We start from the raw sequence: 20817 nt of genomic DNA on the forward strand, positions 1-20817 counted from the left end.
CTGATCAGGCAGGTTCACTCTCCAGCGCAAGGCGCTGCAAATTATAGCCTGTAAAAAAAACCGAGCACAGAGGCATAACAAGGTGTTTACAGGTGCGTAAACCTCTGTGCTCAAATAACCTTATGGCTTACTTTTGACCATAACGGGTGACAGAAAGTCCTTCTGGATCAATATCCGTTTTATTGCCGCTGATAACGTCAGCAACAAACTTGCCTGACCCCAGAGACATGGTCCAGCCCAGCGTGCCATGACCGGTATTCAGATACAGGTTCGGATAGCGGGTGCCCCCCAGAACCGGAGTACCGTCCGGCGTCATCGGCCGCAGGCCGGTCCAGAATTCAGCCTTTTCAATATCGCCACCACCGGGGAACAGATCACCGACGGTAAACTCAACATTCTTACGGCGTTTCTCCTGTAGAGAGATATCGTAGGAAGTGATCTCAGCAGTCCCTCCGACACGGATACGGTCTTCAAAACGGGTCACGGCGACTTTATAGGTTTCATCCATCACGGTAGACACCGGCGCTTTAGTTTCATCAACGATCGGCAGCGTCAGTGAGTACCCCTTAATCGGATAGACCGGTACCGCAACCCCGACATTAGCCAGCAGCAGGGTACTGTAGCTACCCAGACACATCAGATAACGATCAGCCGTGAATGTGCCCTGTTTGGTTTTAACACCCACAATCTGGGTGTCATCGCTGAGCAGCCCTTCGATCTCGATATCAAACTTAAACTCGACCCCCAGCTTTTTACACTCGTCCGCCAGGGCATTAGTGAATTTGAAACAGTCACCGGTCTCATCGCCCGGCAGACGCAGACCACCAACGATTTTATCTTTAACAAAGCCCAGCGCGGGTTCACGGGACACACAACCGTCACGGTCCAGCACCTCATAACTAACACCGCACTCTTGAAGTACAGAGATATCTTTAGCCGCAGCATCCACCTGTTTCTGGGTACGGAACAGCTGCAGCGTGCCTCCGGTACGGCCTTCATAGTCAATTTCGATTTCAGAACGAAGATCTTTGAAACAATCACGACTATACTCAGCAAGACGCATCATGCGCGCTTTGTTGGTATGGTATGAGGTCTGGGTGCAGTTAGACAGCATCTTGGTCATCCACTTCAGTGTATTTGCATTCACTTTAGGGTTGATCATCAAGGGTGCTAGATCCTGCATCATCCACTTAATTGCTTTTAACGGAACTCCCGGGGCGGCCCAGGGTGCAGAATAACCTGGCGAGATCTGACCGGCATTTGCAAAACTGGTCTCCATAGCCGGAGCGCTCTGGCGATCAATGATGGTAACCTGATGGCCTTGTTTAGCCAGATACCAGGCGCTGGTTACACCGATAACGCCACTACCCAAAATCAAAATCTTCATTAAAAGATACCTATCCGTTTTTTATACTTATCATCAACAAATGATTTAGCTAGTGTATTGCATCTTTGACAGATTATTTTTTTGTATTTAAACTAATTTCAAAAAGATTACCCCACAAAACAGGGCTAATTATAAATTTTACCTCCCCTGGATATTACGGACGAAGTAACCCTATGAATACAAAACAAAAACGCAAGCTGGATAAAATTGATCTGAATATCCTGAAAACCCTGCAGGAAAACGGCCGCATCAGCTATGTCGACCTGGCGGACATCGTTGGCCTCAGTACGACACCGTGCATGGAGCGGGTCAAACGGCTGGAAAAGGATGGTTTGATTCAGGGGTACTATGCCCGCATTGATCCTCAGGCGATGGGTTATGGCATGCTGGTGTTTGTCGAGATCTCACTCTCCTATCAGTCACCGGATGCCTTCCTTAAGTTTAATAAAGCGGTAGCGTCCCTGCCCTATGTACTGGAATGTCACCTGGTTTCAGGAGATGCTGACTTTCTGATTAAAGCGCGTATCGCCGATATGTCCGAATACCGGGCGTTATTGGGAGAGATGCTGCTGACCCTGCCCGGTGTGAAAAACTCCAAGAGTTATATTGTCATGGAGGAAGTCAAAGAAACTCTCAGCCTGCCAATTAACCCGAGTAGCCCACGGGGCTAAATATTAAGTTTACGACCATTAAGCTCAGCCAGGCTGACTGCCAATCTCAATAAGCCAGTCATGGACAGCCTTAATCCTTGGGTTATTCAGGGCGCCATGAGCATATACAATATAGTAACGGCAGCGACACTTCTGCTTTGCGTAGGGTGCAAATAAGCGCCCACGAATGATCTCATCCGTGAGCAACGACTCCCGGGCAATTGCCACGCCCAGCCCGGATTCGGCAGCCTTAATCGCCATATCACCGCGATTAAAGTAGTGCCCCCGGCCAGTTTCAATCTCATCCATGCCGCTGACGCTGAGCCAGTAACGCCACTCTGCATCGGGTTCGGCATCCGCCCAGGGCGCAGTGTCATGCAACAGAGGCACCCGGTTTAGCGCCCCCGGTTTACTCCAGTCGATATCACTGAAGTACTCAGGACTGACAACCGGAAACAGATTCTCATTCATCATCAGTGAACAACTAAGGCCGGGATAGCTTCCCAGGCCATAATCAATCGCGATATCAAAGTCCCGGTTTTTCAAATCAAGCAGGCTTCCCTCTGCTATCGTCTCGATACGAATATCAGGATAGCGCTTCTGGAAACCGCCCAGACGCGGGATCAGCCACTTAAATACGAATGAAGGAATCGAACGTAACCTGACATTGCCTTCCAGACCGGATCGTTTGATACGACTGAGACAGTTTTCAATACTCACCAACGCCGGCCTGACGGTCTCATAAAACTGCAGCCCTTCAGCAGTCAGCTCCACCTGACGAATCTTGCGGGTAAAAAGGATAACCCCTATCTGGCTTTCGAGGTTTTTGATCTGCTGGCTAACCGCCCCGGGGGTAATCGACAACTCATTGGCTGCCTGACTGAAACTGTGCAACCGTGCCGCTGCTTCAAACGTTCTCATGGCCGCGAGAATCTGACTATTAGTATGCATAGGTTCCGTTTTTACCTTTGCTTATTTGGTTTAGTCAAACTAAACCATACAATAGAAATGATCGTTTGTTTAGCCCGACTTAAGATCACAGAATACACCCACTGCGCTATACAAACATAACAAAATGCAGAGCGATCTATGGGTCATATAATTGATACACCACTGGGACAGACTCTCCGTGCCGGCAAACCAACACTCTGGCTGAACCCTGAATTCAAGGCTGACAAAGCTCTTCAAAGCAGTGAGCTCTCTCTTACCGACATTCATCAGGCAGACCAGCGTCTGCGGCGTTGCGCCGCTCTGCTACAACAGCTGTTTCCAGAACTCATCAGCAGCAATGGACTGATCGAGTCAGAACTCCTGTCAGCGAACAACCTGCAACAACTGCACTATCCCGATTTATCAGGCAAACTAATGATAAAGGGTGATCACGCCCTGCCTGTTGCCGGATCGATCAAAGCGCGGGGTGGCATTCATGAAGTACTCTGCCATGCAGAACAGCTGGCACTGGAACATGGCATCATCAGTAGCTACGACGATAATTACCTCAAACTACTCAGTGAAGATGCTCAGGCACTTTTCAACCGTCATGAGATAGCGGTCAGCAGCACCGGAAATCTTGGTCTGAGTATCGGCATCATCAGCGCGGCTCTGGGCTTCAGGTCGGTCGTACACATGTCGGTCGAAGCCAAGCAGTGGAAAAAACAACGATTGCGTGACCGGGGTGTTACCGTTGTCGAGCACAGCGATGATTACAGTGCAGCCGTTGCTGCGGGCCGGGCCGCCTCCAACGCCGACCCCGTCAGCTACTTTGTTGATGATGAAAACTCTCCCCGACTGTTTCTTGGCTACGCCGTTGCCGCCCTGCGTCTGCAACAGCAGCTGATTGAACAGCAGATTCCTGTAGATGCAGAACACCCCCTTTTTGTTTATATACCCTGCGGGGTCGGTGGCGCACCCGGCGGCATTAACTTTGGTCTGAAACAGATTTTCGGTGCCCATGTGCACTGTTTCTTTGCCGAACCGGTTCAGGCGCCCTGCGTACTGATCGGCATGCAGGCTGACGATAAGCAACATCCGGAATCGGTTTATCAGGTCGGACTCAGGGTGGACACAGAAGCTGATGGCCTGGCCGTTAGCATGGCATCCGGCTGGGTCTGCTCAGTCATAGAAAACATGCTGAGCGGCATTTTTACCGTCACCGATGAGGAGCTGTTCAGAAACCTCTTCCGGCTCTGCCAGAGTGAAGGTATTGAGGTAGAACCCTCAGCCGCTGCAGGATTGTCAGGGCCCGTCTGGCTAACCGGAACAGAACCGGGCAAAGCGTATCAGCAACAACAGCGGCTGGAACCCTTAATGCACAACGCCACTCACCTGCTGTGGACCACCGGCGGCCTGTTTGTACCGGCAGAAGAGATGCAGAAATTTCAACAGCGCGGCAGTCAACTCTCGGCACGGTAAAACCAGCCCCTGTTACCGGCTCAGCTGAGCCGGTAACTGGGGCCAGAGTCAGAAACCTGATCAGAGCGTCTTTAGTCGGAAAAGCTATCCCGGCAAATACGTCTGCTGATTTTACGCTTATAACAAACAGTGGCTTAGGGCCAGAATTCCAGAAAACCGGATATCTGACACATGGACATATCAGTCCTGATTATGTATCCGGGATTCATCAAAAACGACCGTCATAAACGGCAACGTTCCCCGCCGGACACACAGGTCAAAAGCCTGCCGGAAGGGAAAAATACAATAATTAAGGAGTTTATATGGAAGCTATCACGTCAGTAATCCAGGCGATTAACGGTATCGTCTGGGGGCCCATGATGCTGGTGCTGATCCTCGGTGTCGGTCTGTTTCTGATGCTGGGTCTGAAACTGATGCCGATTCTCAGACTGGGGACCGGTTTTAAGCTGCTCTGGAGCGGCCGCTCAGCGAAAGGGGAAGAGGCCAAAGAGGGTGAAATCCCTCCTTATCAGGCACTGATGACAGCACTGTCAGCAACCGTCGGCACCGGTAATATTGCCGGTGTTGCGACAGCCGTTTTTCTCGGCGGCCCCGGTGCGCTGTTCTGGATGTGGTGTACCGCACTTGTGGGTATGGCCACCAAATACGCAGAAGCGGTGCTGGCAGTTAAGTATCGGGAGGTTGATGAAGAGGGCAACCATGTCGGCGGTCCGATGTATTACATCAAGAACGGCCTGGGCAAAAACTGGGCCTGGCTGGGCACCGCGTTCGCCATCTTCGGAGCTGTTGCTGCTTTCGGTATTGGCAACACCGTTCAGTCAAACTCGGTTGCCGATGTTATCCATTCCAACTTCGGGCTGAATGTCTGGGCAACCGGTGCAATCCTGATGATTCTGGTCGGCGCTGTTCTGATCGGCGGCATCAAACGTATCGGTAGTGTCGCGGGCGCTCTGGTGCCACTAATGGCGATCGCATATCTGACAGCAGGCCTCGTGGTTCTGGCAATCAACGCTGATGCAATCCCAGCCGCGCTGAATCTGATTTTCACTTATGCTTTCACGGAAAGTGCGGCTGAAGGCGGCTTTGCCGGTGCTGCTATCTGGATGGCGATCCGCTTCGGTGTTGCCCGGGGTATCTTCTCAAATGAAGCAGGCCTAGGCTCTGCGCCGATAGCACATGCAGCAGCCCAGACGAAAGATCCTGTACGCCAGGGCATGGTAGCGATGCTGGGTACCTTTATCGACACCATTGTCATCTGTTCAATTACCGGGCTTGTGATCATCACTTCCGGTGAGTGGACCTCGGGTGTCTCGGGTGCCGCGCTGACGTCGGCGGCGTTTTCACACTCACTGCCGGGTATCGGTAACTATCTGGTCGCCATCGCGCTGGCGATTTTCGCCTTTACCACCATCATTGGCTGGTCATTCTATGGTGAGCGATGCGTTGAGTTCCTGTTCGGCGTCAAAGCGATTGTTCCCTATCGGGTACTATGGATTATCGCCGTACCAATCGGTGCCGGTGTCAGCCTTGATTTCATCTGGCTGCTGGCCGATACCCTCAATGCGATGATGGCGATCCCCAACCTGATCGCCCTGGCATTGCTGAGCCCGGTTGTCTTCAGACTGACCCGCGAATACTTCGCTGCTAATAAATAACGTTACACCGTCTGTTGAAAGGAGGCTCTGGCCTCCTTTTTTCATGTCTGTTAGTTGAGATACCAATCACCTGTCGGAGCGTTAAAATTTAACATTCCCTGAAATAAGTCTCTTGTTGGTTCTAACTGATCCACTATTTCCGACTACACTTTAACCTGTAGTTAAGTAGGGAATAACCGATGACAGAACTTGGACAGCCTGCAAAATTGTCATCTGAACCGATACACCGGGTCAGCCCCGGGTTTACAGCCCGTTGCCTGCCGGAGATGGCGTTACTGGAACAACTGATTAGCGAGCATGGCAAGCAGCTGAAAGTCAGAACGCTGGCTTTAATCGAGCATGAGGCAGAAAATCAGCGACATCAGCTTCCGGTCTACAGCCTGCGTCTTGGATCGAACGATCCGGAGGCCCCTGTACTGGCATTTGTCGGAGGCGTACATGGCGTCGAACGGATCGGCACCCGACTGCTGCTGACCTTTATCAGCTCACTTTTAAAGCGATTACAATGGGATCGTGGGCTGAATCATGAGCTGCAGCACCTGCGTCTGCTATTTTGCCCCCTGCTTAACCCTGCCGGGATGGCGTTGGGTCAGCGCAGCAATGCCAATGGCGTCGACCTGATGCGCAACTCACCTTATAACGCGACAGATAAGACCACCTGGATGGTAGGAGGACACCGCATCAGCAACCACCTGCCCTGGTACCGCGGCGCGAAAGATAATCCGATGGAAACAGAGTCCAGAGCCTTATGTGACTGGGTGCATGATGAACTGCTTGACGCGCCACTGAGTATTGTACTGGATTGTCATTCCGGTTTCGGACTGCGTGACCGTATCTGGTTTCCGATGGCCGGCTCCCGTGAACCGTTGCATCATCGGGCAGACCTCGCGGCACTGATTCATCTTTTTGAAACAAGCTATCCCCATCATAATTACATTATCGAGCCCCAGCACCACAGCTATCTGACCCACGGCGACCTGTGGGATTACCTCTACCATCAGTCACTCAGCCTGAAGGAAAAGGTTTTCCTGCCTCTGACGCTGGAGATGGGCTCATGGCGCTGGGTAAAGAAAAACCCCCGACAGTTGATCTCATTTATGGGCCTGTTTAACCCACTGGTACCTCATCGGGAAAAGCGCACGATGCGCCGCCACCTGCTACTGCTGGAATTTCTTATCCGCAGCAGCTGTGCCTATGAAACCTGGTTACCGGACAGCCCGATGAGCCGACTGCGCTACGAACTTGAGGCGAAACAACGCTGGTATGGCTGAACAACACTGGATATTACTGCGTGGGCTGTGCCGGGAAAGCCGGCACTGGGGAAAATTCCCACAACAGATGCAGAAACTGCTGCCTGACACCCGGATCAGCTGTATCGATCTGCCAGGCAATGGCAGACGCTATCAACACCCCACTCCCTCCTCGGTGAGTGAGCTGATTAATGACCTGCACCGCCGCCACCGCCCGGAACAACCAGTGTATCTTTTGGGCTTGTCGCTGGGAGGAATGATCGCCTATCACTGGATGCAGGAATATCCGGATGATCTCAGGGGCATAGTGATGGTCAATAGCAGCCTCTCCCCCTGGAACCCTCCTCATCACCGACTGCAGCCAGGTGCGCTGCCAAAACTGATGCGGGCGATGCTCACTAAAGGCTATCCGCGTGAGAATACCATCTTCGAACTGACCTGCGAATCACAGCGCTATCGGGACGAGACCCTGTCTTTCTGGCAGATGTACCAGCTGGAGTATCCGGTAAGCTTCAATAATTTCCGCCGCCAGCTGCAATTAGCCGTCACCTGTGGCGGTCACCCCTACCCGCCCAAAAAGCCGGTCTTGCTGCTCAGCGGAGCCAAAGATAAGCTGGTTAATCCACACTGCTCGGAGCAACTCGCAGCCGCCTGGCATATGACTCACATACAACACCCCGAAGCGGGCCATGATCTGCCCCACGATCAGCCGGAGTGGCTTATCCAGCAGATTAGCCAGTGGCTTAAAGACTAGGCCGCAACAATCACTCCAGCGCCTCGACATGCTGAGTCAGCAGTTCCATGAACAGGTCTCTGGGCTTATTCAGTGGCCCTGAGCGGCGACTGATCGCTGCAACCTGAAGATTATAGAACCTTTCTTCCGGTAACAGCGCACGCATCCGACCCTGCTCAACCCACTGCTGAGCAAACCTCTCCGCCAGAAAACCCACATAGACACCCGATAGAATCATCGTCGCCCGGGTTTCATAATAGTAAGCCTCCGCGGCTTTATTCATCTCCGCCAGCTGCATACTGGCTTCTGAACTGGTGAGCACACCTGCGTGTACCAGCTTACACTTTTTCAGTGATTCATTAAGCCGTTGCTCATCCGCCTCATGGAACAGCGGATGGCGGTCGCCACAATAGAGCAGTGATTTGTCTTTATACATCAGCAGAAAATCCAGCCCTTCAATATCTCTGTGATGCGGGATAAAACCAACATCCGCCTCACCATTAATCACTCGCCGCTCAATCTCTCCCAGCGGAGCGGTATCAAAACTGATAAAAACATCCGGCGCCAGTGCGGCAAACTCTGCCAGAACATCATCCAGACCACAGCGCTCATCCAGACTGATCGTATCCGATGTCAGAATTCTCACCTCCCCGGTCATCTGCTGATGCAGCGCATTCACGGTAGAGCGAAACTCCGCCAGCCGGGAAAACAGCTGTCGGGTCGCATTGTAGATAGTCAGCCCCTCCTCAGTCAGGGCAAAACCGGAACGACCACGCTGGCAGAGCTTGAGTTTCAGGCGCGCTTCAAGGTTGGACATATGCACAGAGATCGTTGAGCGACTGATATTCAACTCCACTTCGGCAGCGGAGAAACCGCCACATTCAACCACTGTTTTAAATACCCGCAGCAGGCGAATCTCATAATCCCCCACCTTGCCCATACTTTGCAGCACCTTACCCACCATCTGACACTCCTCAATAAAGTTTTACAAACACCAAAGTAAGCATTCAATGTTTGTTATTTATAAGACTTTAACACTGACGCTACTATGACTCCATAAGGCCACCTTTTAAATATAACGTTCTATGCTGAGCTGATCTCAGTAACCGGCCTCTACTAATAACTGGAACAGGGTTTTCTCATGACTACTAACATCAATATGGATGCATTCTGGATGCCATTTACGGCCAACCGGGACTTCAAAAATCAGCCGCGTATTATCGAGCGGGCCGAAGGTGTGATGTATTACACCAACGAAGGTCAGGAAATCCTGGATGCCACCGCAGGGCTTTGGTGTGTCAATGCCGGTCATGGTCGCACAGAGATTGCTGATGCGGTCAGCAAGCAACTGCGTGAACTGGACTATGCCTCGCCATTCAACTTTGGCCATGAGATCGGTTTTGAATTTGCCAACCGTCTGATTAAGCACACCCCCGCTTCGCTGAACAAAGTGTTCTTTGCTAACTCCGGCTCTGAGGCCGTTGAGTCTGCTCTGAAGATCGCGCTGCAATACCAGAAATCCCGCGGCAAGGGCGGGAAAACTAAATTCCTGGGTCGTGAGATGGCTTACCACGGCGTTAACTTCGGCGGGATCTCCGTGGGGGGCCTGACACCGAACCGGACCGGTTTCGGCCCACTGCTGCCGGTCGATCACCTGCCACATACCCTGGATATCGCCAATAACGCCTTCAGTAAAGGTCTGCCTGAACAGGGGATTGATAAAGCAGAAGCGCTGGAGCAACTGATCCATTTCCACGGTGCCGACAGTATTGCGGCCGTCATCATCGAGCCTATGAGTGGGGCCGGCGGCGTCATCATGCCACCGCAGGGCTACCTCAAGCGAATGCGCGAGATCTGTGATCAGTACGATATTCTGCTGATCTTTGATGAAGTCATCACTGGCTGGGGTCGTCTGGGCTCCGCCTTTGCCTCAGAAGAGTTTGATGTCGTACCGGATATGATCACCTCGGCTAAAGGTATCACCAACGGTGTTATCCCACTGGGTGCGGTGTTTGTTAAGGATGAGATCCATGACCAGATCGTCAATAATGTGGCTGTCGGCGGTATCGAGTTCTATCACGGCTATACCTATTCCGCTCACCCGGTTGCCTGTGCTGCGGGTATCGCGACGCTGGATATCTATGAGAACGAAGGCCTGCTGAACCGCGCCAGCGGAGATATCGGCACTCACTTTGAAAACAAGCTGCACAGCCTGAAAGACGCGCCGAAAGTAATCGACGTACGTAACTACGGTCTGGTTGGCGCCGTACAGTTTGATGCCTCTGTTGCCGCGAACGGCCCAATCGGACTGGACTTCCAGAAAGGCTGTTATCAGCGCGGCGTGATGGTCCGGACGATGGGCAACATCGTCGCCTTTTCTCCACCGCTGACGATCGAAGCGAACCATATCGACCGGCTGGTCAATGTGCTGCGCGAAACTGCAGAGGAGATGTTCGGTTAAGCCAAAGCCTGGCACTGCTTTACACCTACCGGGACCGGATGGTGCCCCCCAACGGACCCGGTCTTTTTATGCGGATCTCTTGCAAAAGAGGTCCGTTTTTTTTTGATCTGATATCAGACGACTCTATTTTCCGAGCTCTGTTTTCAGAGCTCTGTTTTCCCAGCACTGCTCTCTGTGTTCTGTTTCAGGTGGCGATGCTTAGCAAAAATTTATCGGTACAGCTTTTAAATGCAGCCTTTTAATCCTTTAACATTAAAATAACTGTTCACCCCATTTCTCTGTCAGTATAGCTATCAGTATTAGAACAGGCGTAAGCTGCCAACCAGCAGGCACTTTTGCGTAAGCAATAGTTATCTGTTGATTGATAAACCATTTGACCCCAACCCTTACATATTGCTAAATCTTGGGCTATCCAGTCTGGCTGTCTTTCAGGCGCCGATTATGATGATGTCGCGAAACCGTCCGGCCGCTAAAGACCGGATCAAACAGGATGCGACCAATGAGACAAATCTGAAACTGGAGCTACAGATCATGCGCTTGCATACCAGGCTGGATCAGTTGAGCACGGCGTTCGAAAAAACACAGAATCAAAACCCGGAGATAAGAAAGGGATGAAATACCTTATCGTTTTAGTGCTCGTTATCACCTATGCCATCGCTATTCGCTTTATTAACCGCAACATCAACCGGCTGGGGGAACTGAAAAACACTGACCCATACCGTATAAAATATATCGCCAAAACGCTCAATATAGCTCTGACGCTGCTGTTTTTTACGCTGCTGGCACTGCTGCTGGGAATCCATTATTCCCAGCTATCGGTGTTTCTCTCGTCGGTTTTTGCAGTGATTGGCGTGGCGATGTTCGCCCAATGGTCGATTCTGAGCAATATAACCGCCAGTCTGATTATTTTCTTTGGTTTTCCCTACCGGGTTGGCGACTATATCAAGATTGTGGAGAAGGATGAAAATATCAGTGGAGTCGTCGATGAAATCACCCTGTTCCACGTCATTATCCGGCGTCATGGGGAGATCATCACCTATCCCAACACCCTGATTCTGCAAAAGCCGGTGATAAAACTGGATGACAACATACCACCGGATACGGAAGCAGGGGTTCCAGAAAAGCCCGCGACTGAGGCCGCAGAAAAGCCTTTAACCCTTGTTTAAACCGAGGGGTTAGCGCTGATTATTTCGCACACTTCATCAGAGATATTACGGAAGCGGTGCGGCCGGTTACTGTTGAAATAGTAGCCGTCCCCCGTTTTCAGGTGATACACCTGAAAGCCCACCGTCAGCTCAATTTCGCCTTTGATCACTACCCCACCCTCTTCACCAGGATGCTGTAACATCTCCGGTCCGGTTTCAGCACCCGGCTCATAACGCTCTTTCAGCAGATCCATAGAGCGCCCCTTATTACGCGCTCCAATCAGCTTAAGACTGACATTATTGGAGCCGATATCGGGCATATCCTCTGCCTTATAAACGACACTTTCAGGCTCCATATCCTCGAGATCCAGAGTAAAAAAATCACCGATAGAGATGGGAATTCCAGACAACACTTTCTTGAGTGAGCTGACCGAAGGACTGACACCGTTCTTTTCGATCATGGAGATCGTACTGTTGGTAACACCGACACGTTTTGCCAGCTCCCGTTGCGAGAGCCCCTTCATCTTGCGAATCGCTTTCAACCGTTCGCCAACATCCATATGTTCCACTTCAGTTTCCGCCATCTGTATTTCGTTCTTAAAATAATCATCCGCACGTGAACACCCGCAGGTGTGCGAAATATTTTATAGAAAGAACAGAAGGGAGTAAAAGGCTCGCTGGCTGAGAGTCGCCAGAACGTCACTTTGCGGCGGGCCAGATGTGGCTTTGCCAAATGAAAATGGCGGGTCAGCAATTATCCTTAAGCTTACCCGCCTGTGTCGTGCAGGGTCCTACATCAATCCCAGCAGCTTAGGGAAAAACAGTGACAGCTGCGGTACTAAGCTGGTGACCATCATCACCGGCAAGCCGACGAAAGCCATCAGAGCGATCGCAGGCATGACCGCTTTATGAATAGGCACCTGGCCTATGCGGCAAGCCATATAGAGAATCGGGGCCACCGGCGGACTGTTGGCTCCGATGACAACAGAACAGGCAACAATCGAGGCGTAATGAATCGGATCCACACCACTGGCAACCATCAGCGGTAAAAACAACGGCGCTACGACAACGGTCACGGAGACATCATCCATGATCATACCGGCAACAATCAAAAAGATGTTTACCGCAATCAGAATCATCAACGGATCTTTTACCAGCGAGGTGATGGTCTCAGTCAGCTCCTGAGGAATTCGCTCAGATGCCAGTATCCGACCGATCATAAAACTGAACAGCAGGATAAGAATCACGGTACCGGTGGTTTCTGCAGCCGCTATCACGCTATCGCTTAAGCGTTTGAGCGTCAGATCCCGATAGACAAAGAAACCAATCACGATCGCCATAAACGCAGCAATAGCAGCAGCTTCCGTAGGGGTACAGATCCCGCCGTAGATCCCCCCCAGAATAACCACTGGCAGAGACAACGCAGGCAGCGCACGAAATGCAGCAGTACCTTTGGATGGCAGTTCTTCAAGACCATCCTGAGCCCCGGAAGCGACCTCCTGAAACAGACGTCCGACACTAAAGCGGTTGGCCAGTATCAAGCCGGCGATCAATAGCAGCGCCGGTCCGATAGAGGCAGCAAAACAGGCGGCAACTGATTGCCTGGTTACGACCGCGAACAGAATCATAGTAATTGAAGGTGGGATAAGAATTCCCAACAGCGAGGAAATCCCTAATAGCGCCGAGGAGTAACCGCGGGGATAACCGCGTTTCTCTAGCGGACCTATCATAATAGTACCAATCGACGCCACAGCCGCCGTGGCAGTACCCGCGATAGCACCAAAAATACCGGACGCCAGAACCATCGAGGCGCCCATACCGCCTTTACGCTTGCCCACAAGCACTTCAATAAAGCTCACCAGCCTGAGCGCAATTCCACCACTTTGCATCAGATATCCGGTGAGTACAAACAGCGGCAGTGCAATCAGAATGACCGAATCGATAGAACGGTATCCCTGCAACATCAGGGTATTGAAGTTCGCATCGTATGCGAACGTAAGATATACCAGTACACCGGCAAAAGACCAGGCAACTGGCACACCAACAATCATCAGGAATAACAAAATTCCTACTGCGAATAAACCTTCCATCAGCGAATATCCTGCTGGTTTGCTTCAGCGATAATAACCGGCTCAGGGTTATAGCCGATCAAGCATTGAATAAAATCCCGCAGGGCGTACAGGGAACAACCAATACTGGCGAACATGATCGCACTCTGCGGTATCCACAGGGGAATCGACAGGCCCGGGGTATGCTGTGGTCTGCGAACACCCCACGCTAGCATCCGGTAGGACATATATACAAAGAAGCCGGTAATCACCAGCGTTATCAGAGAGATAAAGCCTTGATGCAAGCGACGGATCTGTCGGTCCCGGATACTGGTCTGAAGAAAATCCACTACCAGGTGTTCACGTTTGCGACTGGCAATAAGACCACCCGTCATATACAGCCACATGCCGAACAGCATGATCAGCTCCAGCAAACCGATAATGGACCAGCCAAAGATGTAACGGGCCACCACCAGAAAAAGCATCAACCCCACCAGCGCAAGACTACTGATGAGTGCGACTGTATTGAGGAACCAGCCAACCTTATGGTCCAGCCCGGTAAAAAAACGCACAATCATGGTACTACCTCAGAATGCAAAAACGGCGGAACAGTCACTGTTCCGCCGTCTGGGAGATAACGATTACAACGGTGTTGCATTCGCCCGGATGGTATCCATAATTTCAGAGCCGATCTCCTGATCCATCAACGGCCATACTTTCTCGCGGGCTGCACGGGCAAACTCTTTGATCTGTTCATCCGTCAGTTCGAAGTACTTCATCCCTGCTTTCTCAGCTTCAGCAACGTAGTGCTGATCCTGCTCTTTCGCAGCTTTGAACTGAGTCATCATCACTTCGTTGGCCGCATCAGCTACAACTTTCTGCTGCGCTTCAGTCAGCTCGTCAAAGGAATCCTGGTTCATACTCAGAACGCCGGTCATGAAAAAGTGCTTGGAGCGTACGTAGTAATCCAGCAGATCACGGAAGTATTCATAATCCCAGTAGATAACGTTACCCGCTTCACCATCCACAACGCCGGTCTGCAGAGAGGTGTAAACTTCGCCCCAGTCAATTGCGGCAGTCTGATAACCCAGAGCCTGCATCGTTTGCGGCGCAGGGAATACGGTCATGGTGCGAACTTTAAGTCCTTCCGCCTCGGCAATAGAAGTGGCGTATTTGCCCCGGGTAGCCACACCGTTGAAGCCTTCAGGCCAAGGACCAAAGAACTTCAGGCCGATATCGGAATAAATACCACCCAGCATATTGTTAACCCAGCCGCCTGGGCTATACGCCTTGAGGGCTTCATCCCAGGACAGGGTCATGTAAGGGGTATAGATAACACCGATACGCTTATCATAGGAGGTCATTGGCCAGTTGAGCATTACATCAACATCACCCGCTACGTGCAGATCGAATACCTCATTCTGACTGCCCAGCTCATTCTGATAAAACACCTTTACATCGATATCGCCAGCGGAGTTTTTCTCTATCAACTCCGCCCAGTTCTCGAGAGTATTACCGGCAGGCGAGCCCTTTGCACCAGAGTCCGTCGCCATTTTCAGAGTTACCGCCTGGGCTGAACCCGCCATCAGGGCACCTGTAGCCACCAGGCCAGTGACTAATGAAACGAAGCCAGTCTTACTAAAAACGGACTTACTTTTCGGTGTATCAATTTTGCTCATCTCTTATACTCACCGCTGTTATTATCATTTGAAAAAACCACTGCATAACTGCAGCAGAATCTACGTTAGTTTTTTCCCGGGAGCACATAGATACCAGCAATAAATATCATCGGTCAATCACAGGCAATACAGGCAAATACATCTACACAAAACAATAAAAACAGAAGATATAGATGAAATACAAAACAAAGTCAGAATTATAATTCATGCATTTAATTTATGGCGATTTGATTACCTTAAACCGATTTTTTAGCCAGTTCGCAAACAGATAGACAAAGCGTCGCTTCTGAAATAGTCGATAAAAGCTGCAGCAAAAACACGTCATAACAGCAATGATAGAAGTCAAATAAAGCAATGATAGAAGTCAAATAAAGCAATGATGATAAGAACAGAATCTGCGAGAATTACAGCGGCAAATACCGAAGCACAAAGAAAGGAGCCATACAGCTCCTTTATAAAAAATTACCTGCAAGCATCTGTCGTGGATAATACTCAGAAGCGATACTAATCGATCACTACATGGCTGCAGGCGCAGAGACGCTTAGCAACCGGGTCTTTCTCCATGACCACCGGAATAACCTGATGAGTCGGGTGAACACCACCCTTCAAGGGCCTTTTGATCCGGTTTATAGACCTCTACCTTCAACGGATAACAGGCGGCAGTATCACTGGAGTGCTCAGCGCTGCAATCACCGCCAGGACAGGCTGACAAAGCCCCCAGCAGATCAATCTCTGCGAAAAACTCCAAATAATCACCTGGTCTCACCGGGCTGGCCTTCATAAAGTACTGATGAGTGTCCTGCGTAAAGCCGGTACACATAAACACATTCAATACATCGTGCACATGAGTTTCTGTCTGCTGCAGCGTCAGCCCCGTTTCTGCCGCCAGAGCGCGGGTCAGATTGGAGTGGCAGCAGTGATGATAATCCTGCCCGCTCAGCAGGTGATGGGTATAGGGGTCACAACGGGTTCCGATAACATCGTGTACCGATCCACCATCAGCATCGAAGCCATACCAGTCCAGGGTATCCCAGGTGATGGTCGCCATCGGTCGCAGATATGGAAAACCACTCCACATCCGGTCTCCGGTACTCAGATGAGTGCCGTGCAGAGCCCGGGTTTTACCACTGTAAAAACGTTCATCCAGATTCCCTGCAGCCCAGAGGTCCAGATCACCGACCTGAGCCCCTTCAACACTGATAATGCGGAAAAAATGCCCTGCCGGAACCCTGAATACACTGGCATCACGAGGCTCGACGATCACCGTATCAATCAGCTCCAGTGTTTCCCGGGCCGTCGCATAAAGGCGCATATCCGGCTTTGGCAGGGTATCAACCGGATAGCAGATAACCGGCTTGATCGCTTTACGGGCATCCGCATCCGCCGGAGCCCTGTTTTGTCTGATCAGCTTCATATAATCCCTTTCATTTTGTCGCTCACGCTATACAAACAGGTATGGCGCAGGGTGATAAAGATTTCAACCTGCGAAAGGAGAAGGTATAGCAACCCACTCTCAGAGGTGCAAATATTCAGCTACCGGCCAATGCCTGATAGCTGATAGTCGTGAGTGTTGGTGAAGCGGGTATGGTGTGGCCAGACAGGGACTGACAGAGAAACCGGAAATCAGTCTATTTCAGACTGCGCTAAAACCGGTTTCTCTGTAACGGTGACTTTGAATCAGATTACAACGGAACCGAAACTGGGTTCGGCCTGTGCTGAGTTAAGCACCGCAACTGAACGCTTCATACTGGCGAAGAAGCCGTCCTCCAGTGGTAACTCGGTTATATCGTTCTGCTGCTGAGAAACCGGCAACACCCCTTTTCGCTCATCCCGGGGAGAGATACCGATATGCTTACGATAACAACGACTGAAGTGTGGGGTTGAGATAAACCCACAGGCGGTGGATATCTCCACAATCGCCATACTCGACTGTTTCAATAGCTGTCGCGCCCGGTCCAGACGCAGCTTCAGATAATACCGGGATGGCGAGCAATTCAGATACTTAAGGAACATCCGCTCCAGCTGGCGCCGGGAAACATCAACAAAAGCCGCCAGCTCATCGAGCCCGATCGGTTCCTCCAGATTGTTTTCCATCAGCTCGATCACATCGACCAGTTTTGGCTTGCTGTCGCCGCAGTTATGCAACTGACGCAGCGGCACCCGCTGCTGATCAAACTCACTGCGTATACGGTCGCAGATGAACATATCGGAAACCGCCATAGACAGTTTCGGACCATGCTGGAGTGACACCATATGCAGGAACATATCCATGGGTGAGATACCGCCGGAAGATGTCATACGGTTTCTGTCTATGGTAAACAGGCGATTGTTGCAGTTAACTTTAGGATAGTGTTCTTGCAGTGACGCCATACACTCCCAGTGAGTACTACAATCGTAACCATCAAGCAGGCCAGCATGGGCCAGCAAGTAGGCTCCGGTGCAGATCCCCGCCAGAGTCACACCCCGACGACCCATTAGCTGTAACCAGCCGACCTGCTTAGGCGTGAAGCTACGGGTGATATCGACTCCACCACAGACAACCAGCAGATCCAGTTCCGGCATATCCGCTATGGAAAAGTCAGGCGTAAAGTTTAAGCCATCACTGGCACTGACCGGCTCTCCGGATTCAGACACCATATGCCAGCTGTATAACTCATGGCCAGAAAGCTGGTTTGCCATTCGCAACGGCTCTATCGCTGAAGCCAGGGCAATCATAGTAAAATTATTCAGCAGCAAGAAACCCACGCGGGTAACTTTCTGGTAATCCTTAATAGGATCCAAAGCAGAGGATGTAGTCATGGTAGTGCCCCCATTTTAACGCGTGAAAAAGATGCAAAGAGCTTAGCAACGTCGCACCGAAGCCACTCACGTTAGTTTTTTATTTTTTAGGACAATTATCGTTGGCTGAGGAATGACACAGTACTGCTACTCCATCCGCCGCGCTTGTCGTTTTTTTACTCAGCACTTTTGTAATTAAGTCTTATCTTATTGCTGAACGACGAAATTCATATTATTTGATTTGGATCAAACGAAGAATATCCAAAAACGACGCAACCACTCTTTTTCATATCTTCCAGCGACGCCTTCATCCGCATTCCTTGATGGGGATCAATATGAAAAACCTCTGTCAGGGCCCTGCCAGAGGCTAAAAAAGCTGTTTTTTAACGGAAAGTTTACACTCGATATGTCGGTTATGATCAATTCCTGCGCGGTGGCAGGCAGTCGCGCTCACGAACCAGGGACTATTATGATCGAACATCTGCCGGAGGATGTTCTGTGGCAGAGAGGTAAAATGCAAAAATGGATACAAAATTCGTTTATTTAATTTAAAAAATCATATTTACTGATCTATTGTATCCAATACGTCTGTTTCAGATGTTTAATTAGAAAAATAACAGGAGTATTACCATGTGTAGCAACCATGCCAACCGTGGTGTTGTCTATAAAGGCCCGGGTGAAGTCGCTGTAGAAGCGATTGCCTTTCCAGAGCTATCCCTGGGTAAACGCAAGTGTAATCACGGCGTCATTCTACGCGTTCTGACCACCAATATCTGTGGCTCAGACCAGCATATGGTGCGCGGTCGCACTACGGCCCAATCCGGCCTGGTACTGGGTCATGAGATCACCGGACAGATTATCGAGTGTGGTAATGATGTCGAGTTTCTGAAACCGGGTGATATCGTTTCAGTACCTTTCAATATCGCCTGCGGCCGCTGCCGCAACTGTAAAGAAGGCAATACCGGCATCTGCCTCAACGTAAACCCTGCCCGCCCAGGTGCAGCATACGGCTACGTCGATATGGGCGGCTGGGTCGGTGGTCAGGCAGAGTATGTCATGGTGCCCTATGCTGACTTCAACCTACTGAAATTCCCCGATTCCGATCAGGCGATGGAGAAAATCCGCGACCTGACTCTGCTGTCCGATATCTTCCCAACCGGCTTCCACGGCTGTGTTACTGCCGGTGTCGGTCCGGGCTCTACAGTCTATATTGCTGGTGCTGGCCCTGTCGGTCTGGCAGCTGCAGTCTCCGCCCAACTATTAGGAGCCGCCTGTGTTATCGTTGGCGACATGATTGAAGACCGGCTGGAGCAGGCACGCAGCTTTGGCTGTGAAACCATCGATCTGCGTCAGGAAGGCGAGATGGCAGATAAGCTGGAAGCCATTCTGGGTGAACGAGAAGTTGATGCTTTCGTCGACTGTGTTGGTTTTGAAGCGCATGCATGCGGCTGTAATCACGGGAAAGAAGCTCCGGCAACCGTACTTAACTCAGCTATGCAGATGACTCGTGCTGGTGGCGCTATCGGTATTCCAGGACTATATGTGACGGAAGATCCAGGTGCTATCGATGAAGCCGCTCAACACGGCGCTCTGAGTATGCGATTTGGTCTGGGCTGGGCGAAATCCCACTCATTCCACACCGGCCAGTGCCCGGTAATGAAGTACCACCGCCCACTGATGCAGGCAATTCTGTTTGATAAGGTGGATATCGCTCAAGCGGTGAACGTGCAGATGATCTCTCTGGATCAGGCACCAGAGGGCTATGCTGACTTCGATGGCGGTGCGGCGAAGAAGTTTGTTATCGACCCGCATGGAGCTGTGGCTTAACGACTCAGGTCGTTATAACCCATCCAAAAAAAACCACCGGTATAGCCGGTGGTTTTTTTTATTTCAAAATAACTAAAAACTATCAAATCCAGAGATCACCGATAGGGGTCGTTTCGCTATAGCGATAGCGAATCTGCGCCTGCAACAGTTCTGCAGTCGCAACGGCATCGGTAAGCGCATGATGCTGCCCATAATGCGGAAGATTATACCGCAATCGACTATCCCCCAACCTGATGGATTCCGGCTTAAAGCCAGTCAGCCGTTTAATTCTGCTAACGATACCGCGGCGGTGTAACATCGCCTCCTCCTCCATTGTATCCACTACAGGAAAACAGATTCCTTCTCCCAGGCGCCTCTTAACCGCCGCATCGAAAAACTCCCGTTCGATATAGCGGTAATGAACCACCACAATTTTACCGGCAATCTCATCCAGCACCGCATCCAGTATATGATTAAGATCAGGCGCATCATCTAACTGAGAATGCGTAATTCCATGAAAAGGTACCGAGGTTTCTGTTAACTCCTGACGGGGCTTAAGCAGCCAGTAGCGGCTTTCGCGCAAACGAATCCGGTTCAGGTCAAAGGGCACCAGACCAATACTGATAATCTCATCACGCTCGGCATCCAGACCCGTGGTCTCAAAATCCAGCGCAACAAAAGGCACCTCTGCCAGCGGAGTCTCTGCTGCTGGCACCCCCTGCCGATAGAATCGCCTGAGTCGTTCATCATGCGAATTGACAGCGAGGTTCTGATAATACTCTGACCATCTGTTTTCCGTATTAGCAGTCATGG

19 protein-coding genes are annotated in these 20817 nt (G+C 50.9%); 9 read left to right on the forward strand and 10 right to left on the reverse strand.

Annotated features, from left to right (window positions below; genetic code table 11):
- Positions 1-127: 127 nt before the first annotated feature.
- Positions 128-1387: a D-amino acid dehydrogenase gene (locus KDX31_11840; protein ID UTW02050.1), complete on the reverse strand. Its 1260-nt coding sequence runs from the start codon at positions 1385-1387 to the stop codon at positions 128-130.
- Between the two features lie 173 nt (positions 1388-1560).
- Here KDX31_11840 and KDX31_11845 point away from each other — a divergent pair, with 173 nt between their 5' ends.
- Positions 1561-2058: an Lrp/AsnC ligand binding domain-containing protein gene (locus KDX31_11845; protein UTW02051.1), complete on the forward strand. Its 498-nt coding sequence runs from the start codon at positions 1561-1563 to the stop codon at positions 2056-2058.
- A gap of 24 nt (positions 2059-2082) precedes the next feature.
- On the opposite strand, the gene KDX31_11850 is transcribed toward KDX31_11845, so the two are convergent.
- Positions 2083-2988, reverse strand: coding sequence for a LysR family transcriptional regulator (locus KDX31_11850; GenBank protein ID UTW02052.1), 906 nt, complete (start codon positions 2986-2988; stop codon positions 2083-2085).
- A gap of 138 nt (positions 2989-3126) precedes the next feature.
- Here KDX31_11850 and KDX31_11855 point away from each other — a divergent pair, with 138 nt between their 5' ends.
- From KDX31_11855 to KDX31_11870, 4 genes are all read left to right on the forward strand, one after another.
- On the forward strand, positions 3127-4449 hold the full coding sequence (locus KDX31_11855) for a D-serine ammonia-lyase (protein ID UTW02053.1): 1323 nt from the start codon (positions 3127-3129) through the stop codon (positions 4447-4449).
- Positions 4450-4751: 302 nt separating this feature from the next.
- Positions 4752-6104: a sodium:alanine symporter family protein gene (locus KDX31_11860; GenBank protein ID UTW02054.1), complete on the forward strand. Its 1353-nt coding sequence runs from the start codon at positions 4752-4754 to the stop codon at positions 6102-6104.
- A gap of 179 nt (positions 6105-6283) precedes the next feature.
- Positions 6284-7375: a DUF2817 domain-containing protein gene (locus KDX31_11865; protein UTW02055.1), complete on the forward strand. Its 1092-nt coding sequence runs from the start codon at positions 6284-6286 to the stop codon at positions 7373-7375.
- Positions 7368-8108 carry an alpha/beta hydrolase gene (locus KDX31_11870; protein ID UTW02056.1) on the forward strand — a complete coding sequence of 247 codons (741 nt, stop codon included), beginning with the start codon at positions 7368-7370 and terminating at the stop codon, positions 8106-8108. The genes KDX31_11865 and KDX31_11870 overlap by 8 nt, the downstream gene beginning before the upstream one ends.
- A gap of 10 nt (positions 8109-8118) precedes the next feature.
- On the opposite strand, the gene KDX31_11875 is transcribed toward KDX31_11870, so the two are convergent.
- Positions 8119-9051: a LysR family transcriptional regulator gene (locus KDX31_11875; GenBank protein UTW02057.1), complete on the reverse strand. Its 933-nt coding sequence runs from the start codon at positions 9049-9051 to the stop codon at positions 8119-8121.
- Between the two features lie 177 nt (positions 9052-9228).
- Here KDX31_11875 and KDX31_11880 point away from each other — a divergent pair, with 177 nt between their 5' ends.
- The 3 genes from KDX31_11880 (at position 9229) to KDX31_11890 (ending at position 11714) form a co-directional block, all read left to right on the forward strand.
- Positions 9229-10548, forward strand: a complete 1320-nt coding sequence (locus KDX31_11880) for an aminotransferase class III-fold pyridoxal phosphate-dependent enzyme (protein ID UTW02058.1) — start codon at positions 9229-9231, stop codon at positions 10546-10548.
- A 357-nt stretch (positions 10549-10905) separates the two neighbouring features.
- On the forward strand, positions 10906-11163 hold the full coding sequence (locus KDX31_11885) for a DUF1003 domain-containing protein (protein UTW02059.1): 258 nt from the start codon (positions 10906-10908) through the stop codon (positions 11161-11163).
- Positions 11160-11714 (forward strand): mechanosensitive ion channel, encoded by a 555-nt coding sequence (locus KDX31_11890; protein ID UTW02060.1) that lies wholly within the window; start codon positions 11160-11162, stop codon positions 11712-11714. The genes KDX31_11885 and KDX31_11890 overlap by 4 nt, the downstream gene beginning before the upstream one ends.
- On the opposite strand, the gene KDX31_11895 is transcribed toward KDX31_11890, so the two are convergent.
- The 6 genes from KDX31_11895 to KDX31_11920 all read right to left on the reverse strand — a co-directional run bounded on the left by KDX31_11895 (position 11711) and on the right by KDX31_11920 (position 18219).
- Positions 11711-12253: a cupin domain-containing protein gene (locus KDX31_11895; protein ID UTW05383.1), complete on the reverse strand. Its 543-nt coding sequence runs from the start codon at positions 12251-12253 to the stop codon at positions 11711-11713. The two genes, KDX31_11890 and KDX31_11895, sit on opposite strands and share 4 nt — an antisense overlap.
- Positions 12254-12484: 231 nt before the next feature.
- Positions 12485-13783, reverse strand: coding sequence for a TRAP transporter large permease (locus KDX31_11900; GenBank protein UTW02061.1), 1299 nt, complete (start codon positions 13781-13783; stop codon positions 12485-12487).
- Positions 13783-14319, reverse strand: coding sequence for a TRAP transporter small permease (locus tag KDX31_11905; protein UTW02062.1), 537 nt, complete (start codon positions 14317-14319; stop codon positions 13783-13785). Before KDX31_11905 ends, KDX31_11900 begins: the two co-directional genes overlap by 1 nt.
- Before the next feature lie 63 nt (positions 14320-14382).
- The gene (dctP, locus tag KDX31_11910; GenBank protein ID UTW02063.1) at positions 14383-15420 is read right to left on the reverse strand and encodes a TRAP transporter substrate-binding protein DctP; all 1038 of its coding nucleotides are present in this window, start codon (positions 15418-15420) and stop codon (positions 14383-14385) included.
- A 541-nt stretch (positions 15421-15961) separates the two neighbouring features.
- The gene (locus KDX31_11915) at positions 15962-16834 is read right to left on the reverse strand and encodes a DUF1989 domain-containing protein (protein UTW02064.1); all 873 of its coding nucleotides are present in this window, start codon (positions 16832-16834) and stop codon (positions 15962-15964) included.
- A 263-nt stretch (positions 16835-17097) separates the two neighbouring features.
- Positions 17098-18219: a GlxA family transcriptional regulator gene (locus KDX31_11920; GenBank protein ID UTW02065.1), complete on the reverse strand. Its 1122-nt coding sequence runs from the start codon at positions 18217-18219 to the stop codon at positions 17098-17100.
- A 609-nt stretch (positions 18220-18828) separates the two neighbouring features.
- On the opposite strand from KDX31_11920, the gene fdhA reads away from it, so the two are divergent.
- Positions 18829-20025 (forward strand): formaldehyde dehydrogenase, glutathione-independent, encoded by a 1197-nt coding sequence (gene fdhA / locus KDX31_11925; protein ID UTW02066.1) that lies wholly within the window; start codon positions 18829-18831, stop codon positions 20023-20025.
- An 82-nt stretch (positions 20026-20107) separates the two neighbouring features.
- Here fdhA and KDX31_11930 read toward each other — a convergent pair whose 3' ends face one another.
- The gene (locus KDX31_11930; GenBank protein ID UTW02067.1) at positions 20108-20815 is read right to left on the reverse strand and encodes a 3'-5' exonuclease; all 708 of its coding nucleotides are present in this window, start codon (positions 20813-20815) and stop codon (positions 20108-20110) included.
- Positions 20816-20817 lie beyond the last annotated feature (2 nt).

The organism is Amphritea atlantica, from assembly GCA_024397875.1.
Taxonomy (GTDB): Bacteria; Pseudomonadota; Gammaproteobacteria; order Pseudomonadales; family Balneatricaceae; genus Amphritea; species Amphritea atlantica_B.

What these genes read in the sequence shown, in the direction of transcription:
- KDX31_11840 (UTW02050.1), bottom strand. Translation starts at nt 1,387, where the DNA reads ATGAAGATTTTGATTTTGGGTAGTGGCGTTATCGGTGTAACCAGCGCC.
- KDX31_11845 (UTW02051.1), top strand. Translation starts at nt 1,561, where the DNA reads ATGAATACAAAACAAAAACGCAAGCTGGATAAAATTGATCTGAATATC.
- KDX31_11850 (UTW02052.1), bottom strand. Translation starts at nt 2,988, where the DNA reads ATGCATACTAATAGTCAGATTCTCGCGGCCATGAGAACGTTTGAAGCA.
- KDX31_11855 (UTW02053.1), top strand. Translation starts at nt 3,127, where the DNA reads ATGGGTCATATAATTGATACACCACTGGGACAGACTCTCCGTGCCGGC.
- KDX31_11860 (UTW02054.1), top strand. Translation starts at nt 4,752, where the DNA reads ATGGAAGCTATCACGTCAGTAATCCAGGCGATTAACGGTATCGTCTGG.
- KDX31_11865 (UTW02055.1), top strand. Translation starts at nt 6,284, where the DNA reads ATGACAGAACTTGGACAGCCTGCAAAATTGTCATCTGAACCGATACAC.
- KDX31_11870 (UTW02056.1), top strand. Translation starts at nt 7,368, where the DNA reads ATGGCTGAACAACACTGGATATTACTGCGTGGGCTGTGCCGGGAAAGC.
- KDX31_11875 (UTW02057.1), bottom strand. Translation starts at nt 9,051, where the DNA reads ATGGTGGGTAAGGTGCTGCAAAGTATGGGCAAGGTGGGGGATTATGAG.
- KDX31_11880 (UTW02058.1), top strand. Translation starts at nt 9,229, where the DNA reads ATGACTACTAACATCAATATGGATGCATTCTGGATGCCATTTACGGCC.
- KDX31_11890 (UTW02060.1), top strand. Translation starts at nt 11,160, where the DNA reads ATGAAATACCTTATCGTTTTAGTGCTCGTTATCACCTATGCCATCGCT.
- KDX31_11895 (UTW05383.1), bottom strand. Translation starts at nt 12,253, where the DNA reads ATGGATGTTGGCGAACGGTTGAAAGCGATTCGCAAGATGAAGGGGCTC.
- KDX31_11900 (UTW02061.1), bottom strand. Translation starts at nt 13,783, where the DNA reads ATGGAAGGTTTATTCGCAGTAGGAATTTTGTTATTCCTGATGATTGTT.
- KDX31_11905 (UTW02062.1), bottom strand. Translation starts at nt 14,319, where the DNA reads ATGATTGTGCGTTTTTTTACCGGGCTGGACCATAAGGTTGGCTGGTTC.
- dctP (UTW02063.1), bottom strand. Translation starts at nt 15,420, where the DNA reads ATGAGCAAAATTGATACACCGAAAAGTAAGTCCGTTTTTAGTAAGACT.
- KDX31_11915 (UTW02064.1), bottom strand. Translation starts at nt 16,834, where the DNA reads ATGAAGCTGATCAGACAAAACAGGGCTCCGGCGGATGCGGATGCCCGT.
- KDX31_11920 (UTW02065.1), bottom strand. Translation starts at nt 18,219, where the DNA reads ATGACTACATCCTCTGCTTTGGATCCTATTAAGGATTACCAGAAAGTT.
- fdhA (UTW02066.1), top strand. Translation starts at nt 18,829, where the DNA reads ATGTGTAGCAACCATGCCAACCGTGGTGTTGTCTATAAAGGCCCGGGT.
- KDX31_11930 (UTW02067.1), bottom strand. Translation starts at nt 20,815, where the DNA reads ATGACTGCTAATACGGAAAACAGATGGTCAGAGTATTATCAGAACCTC.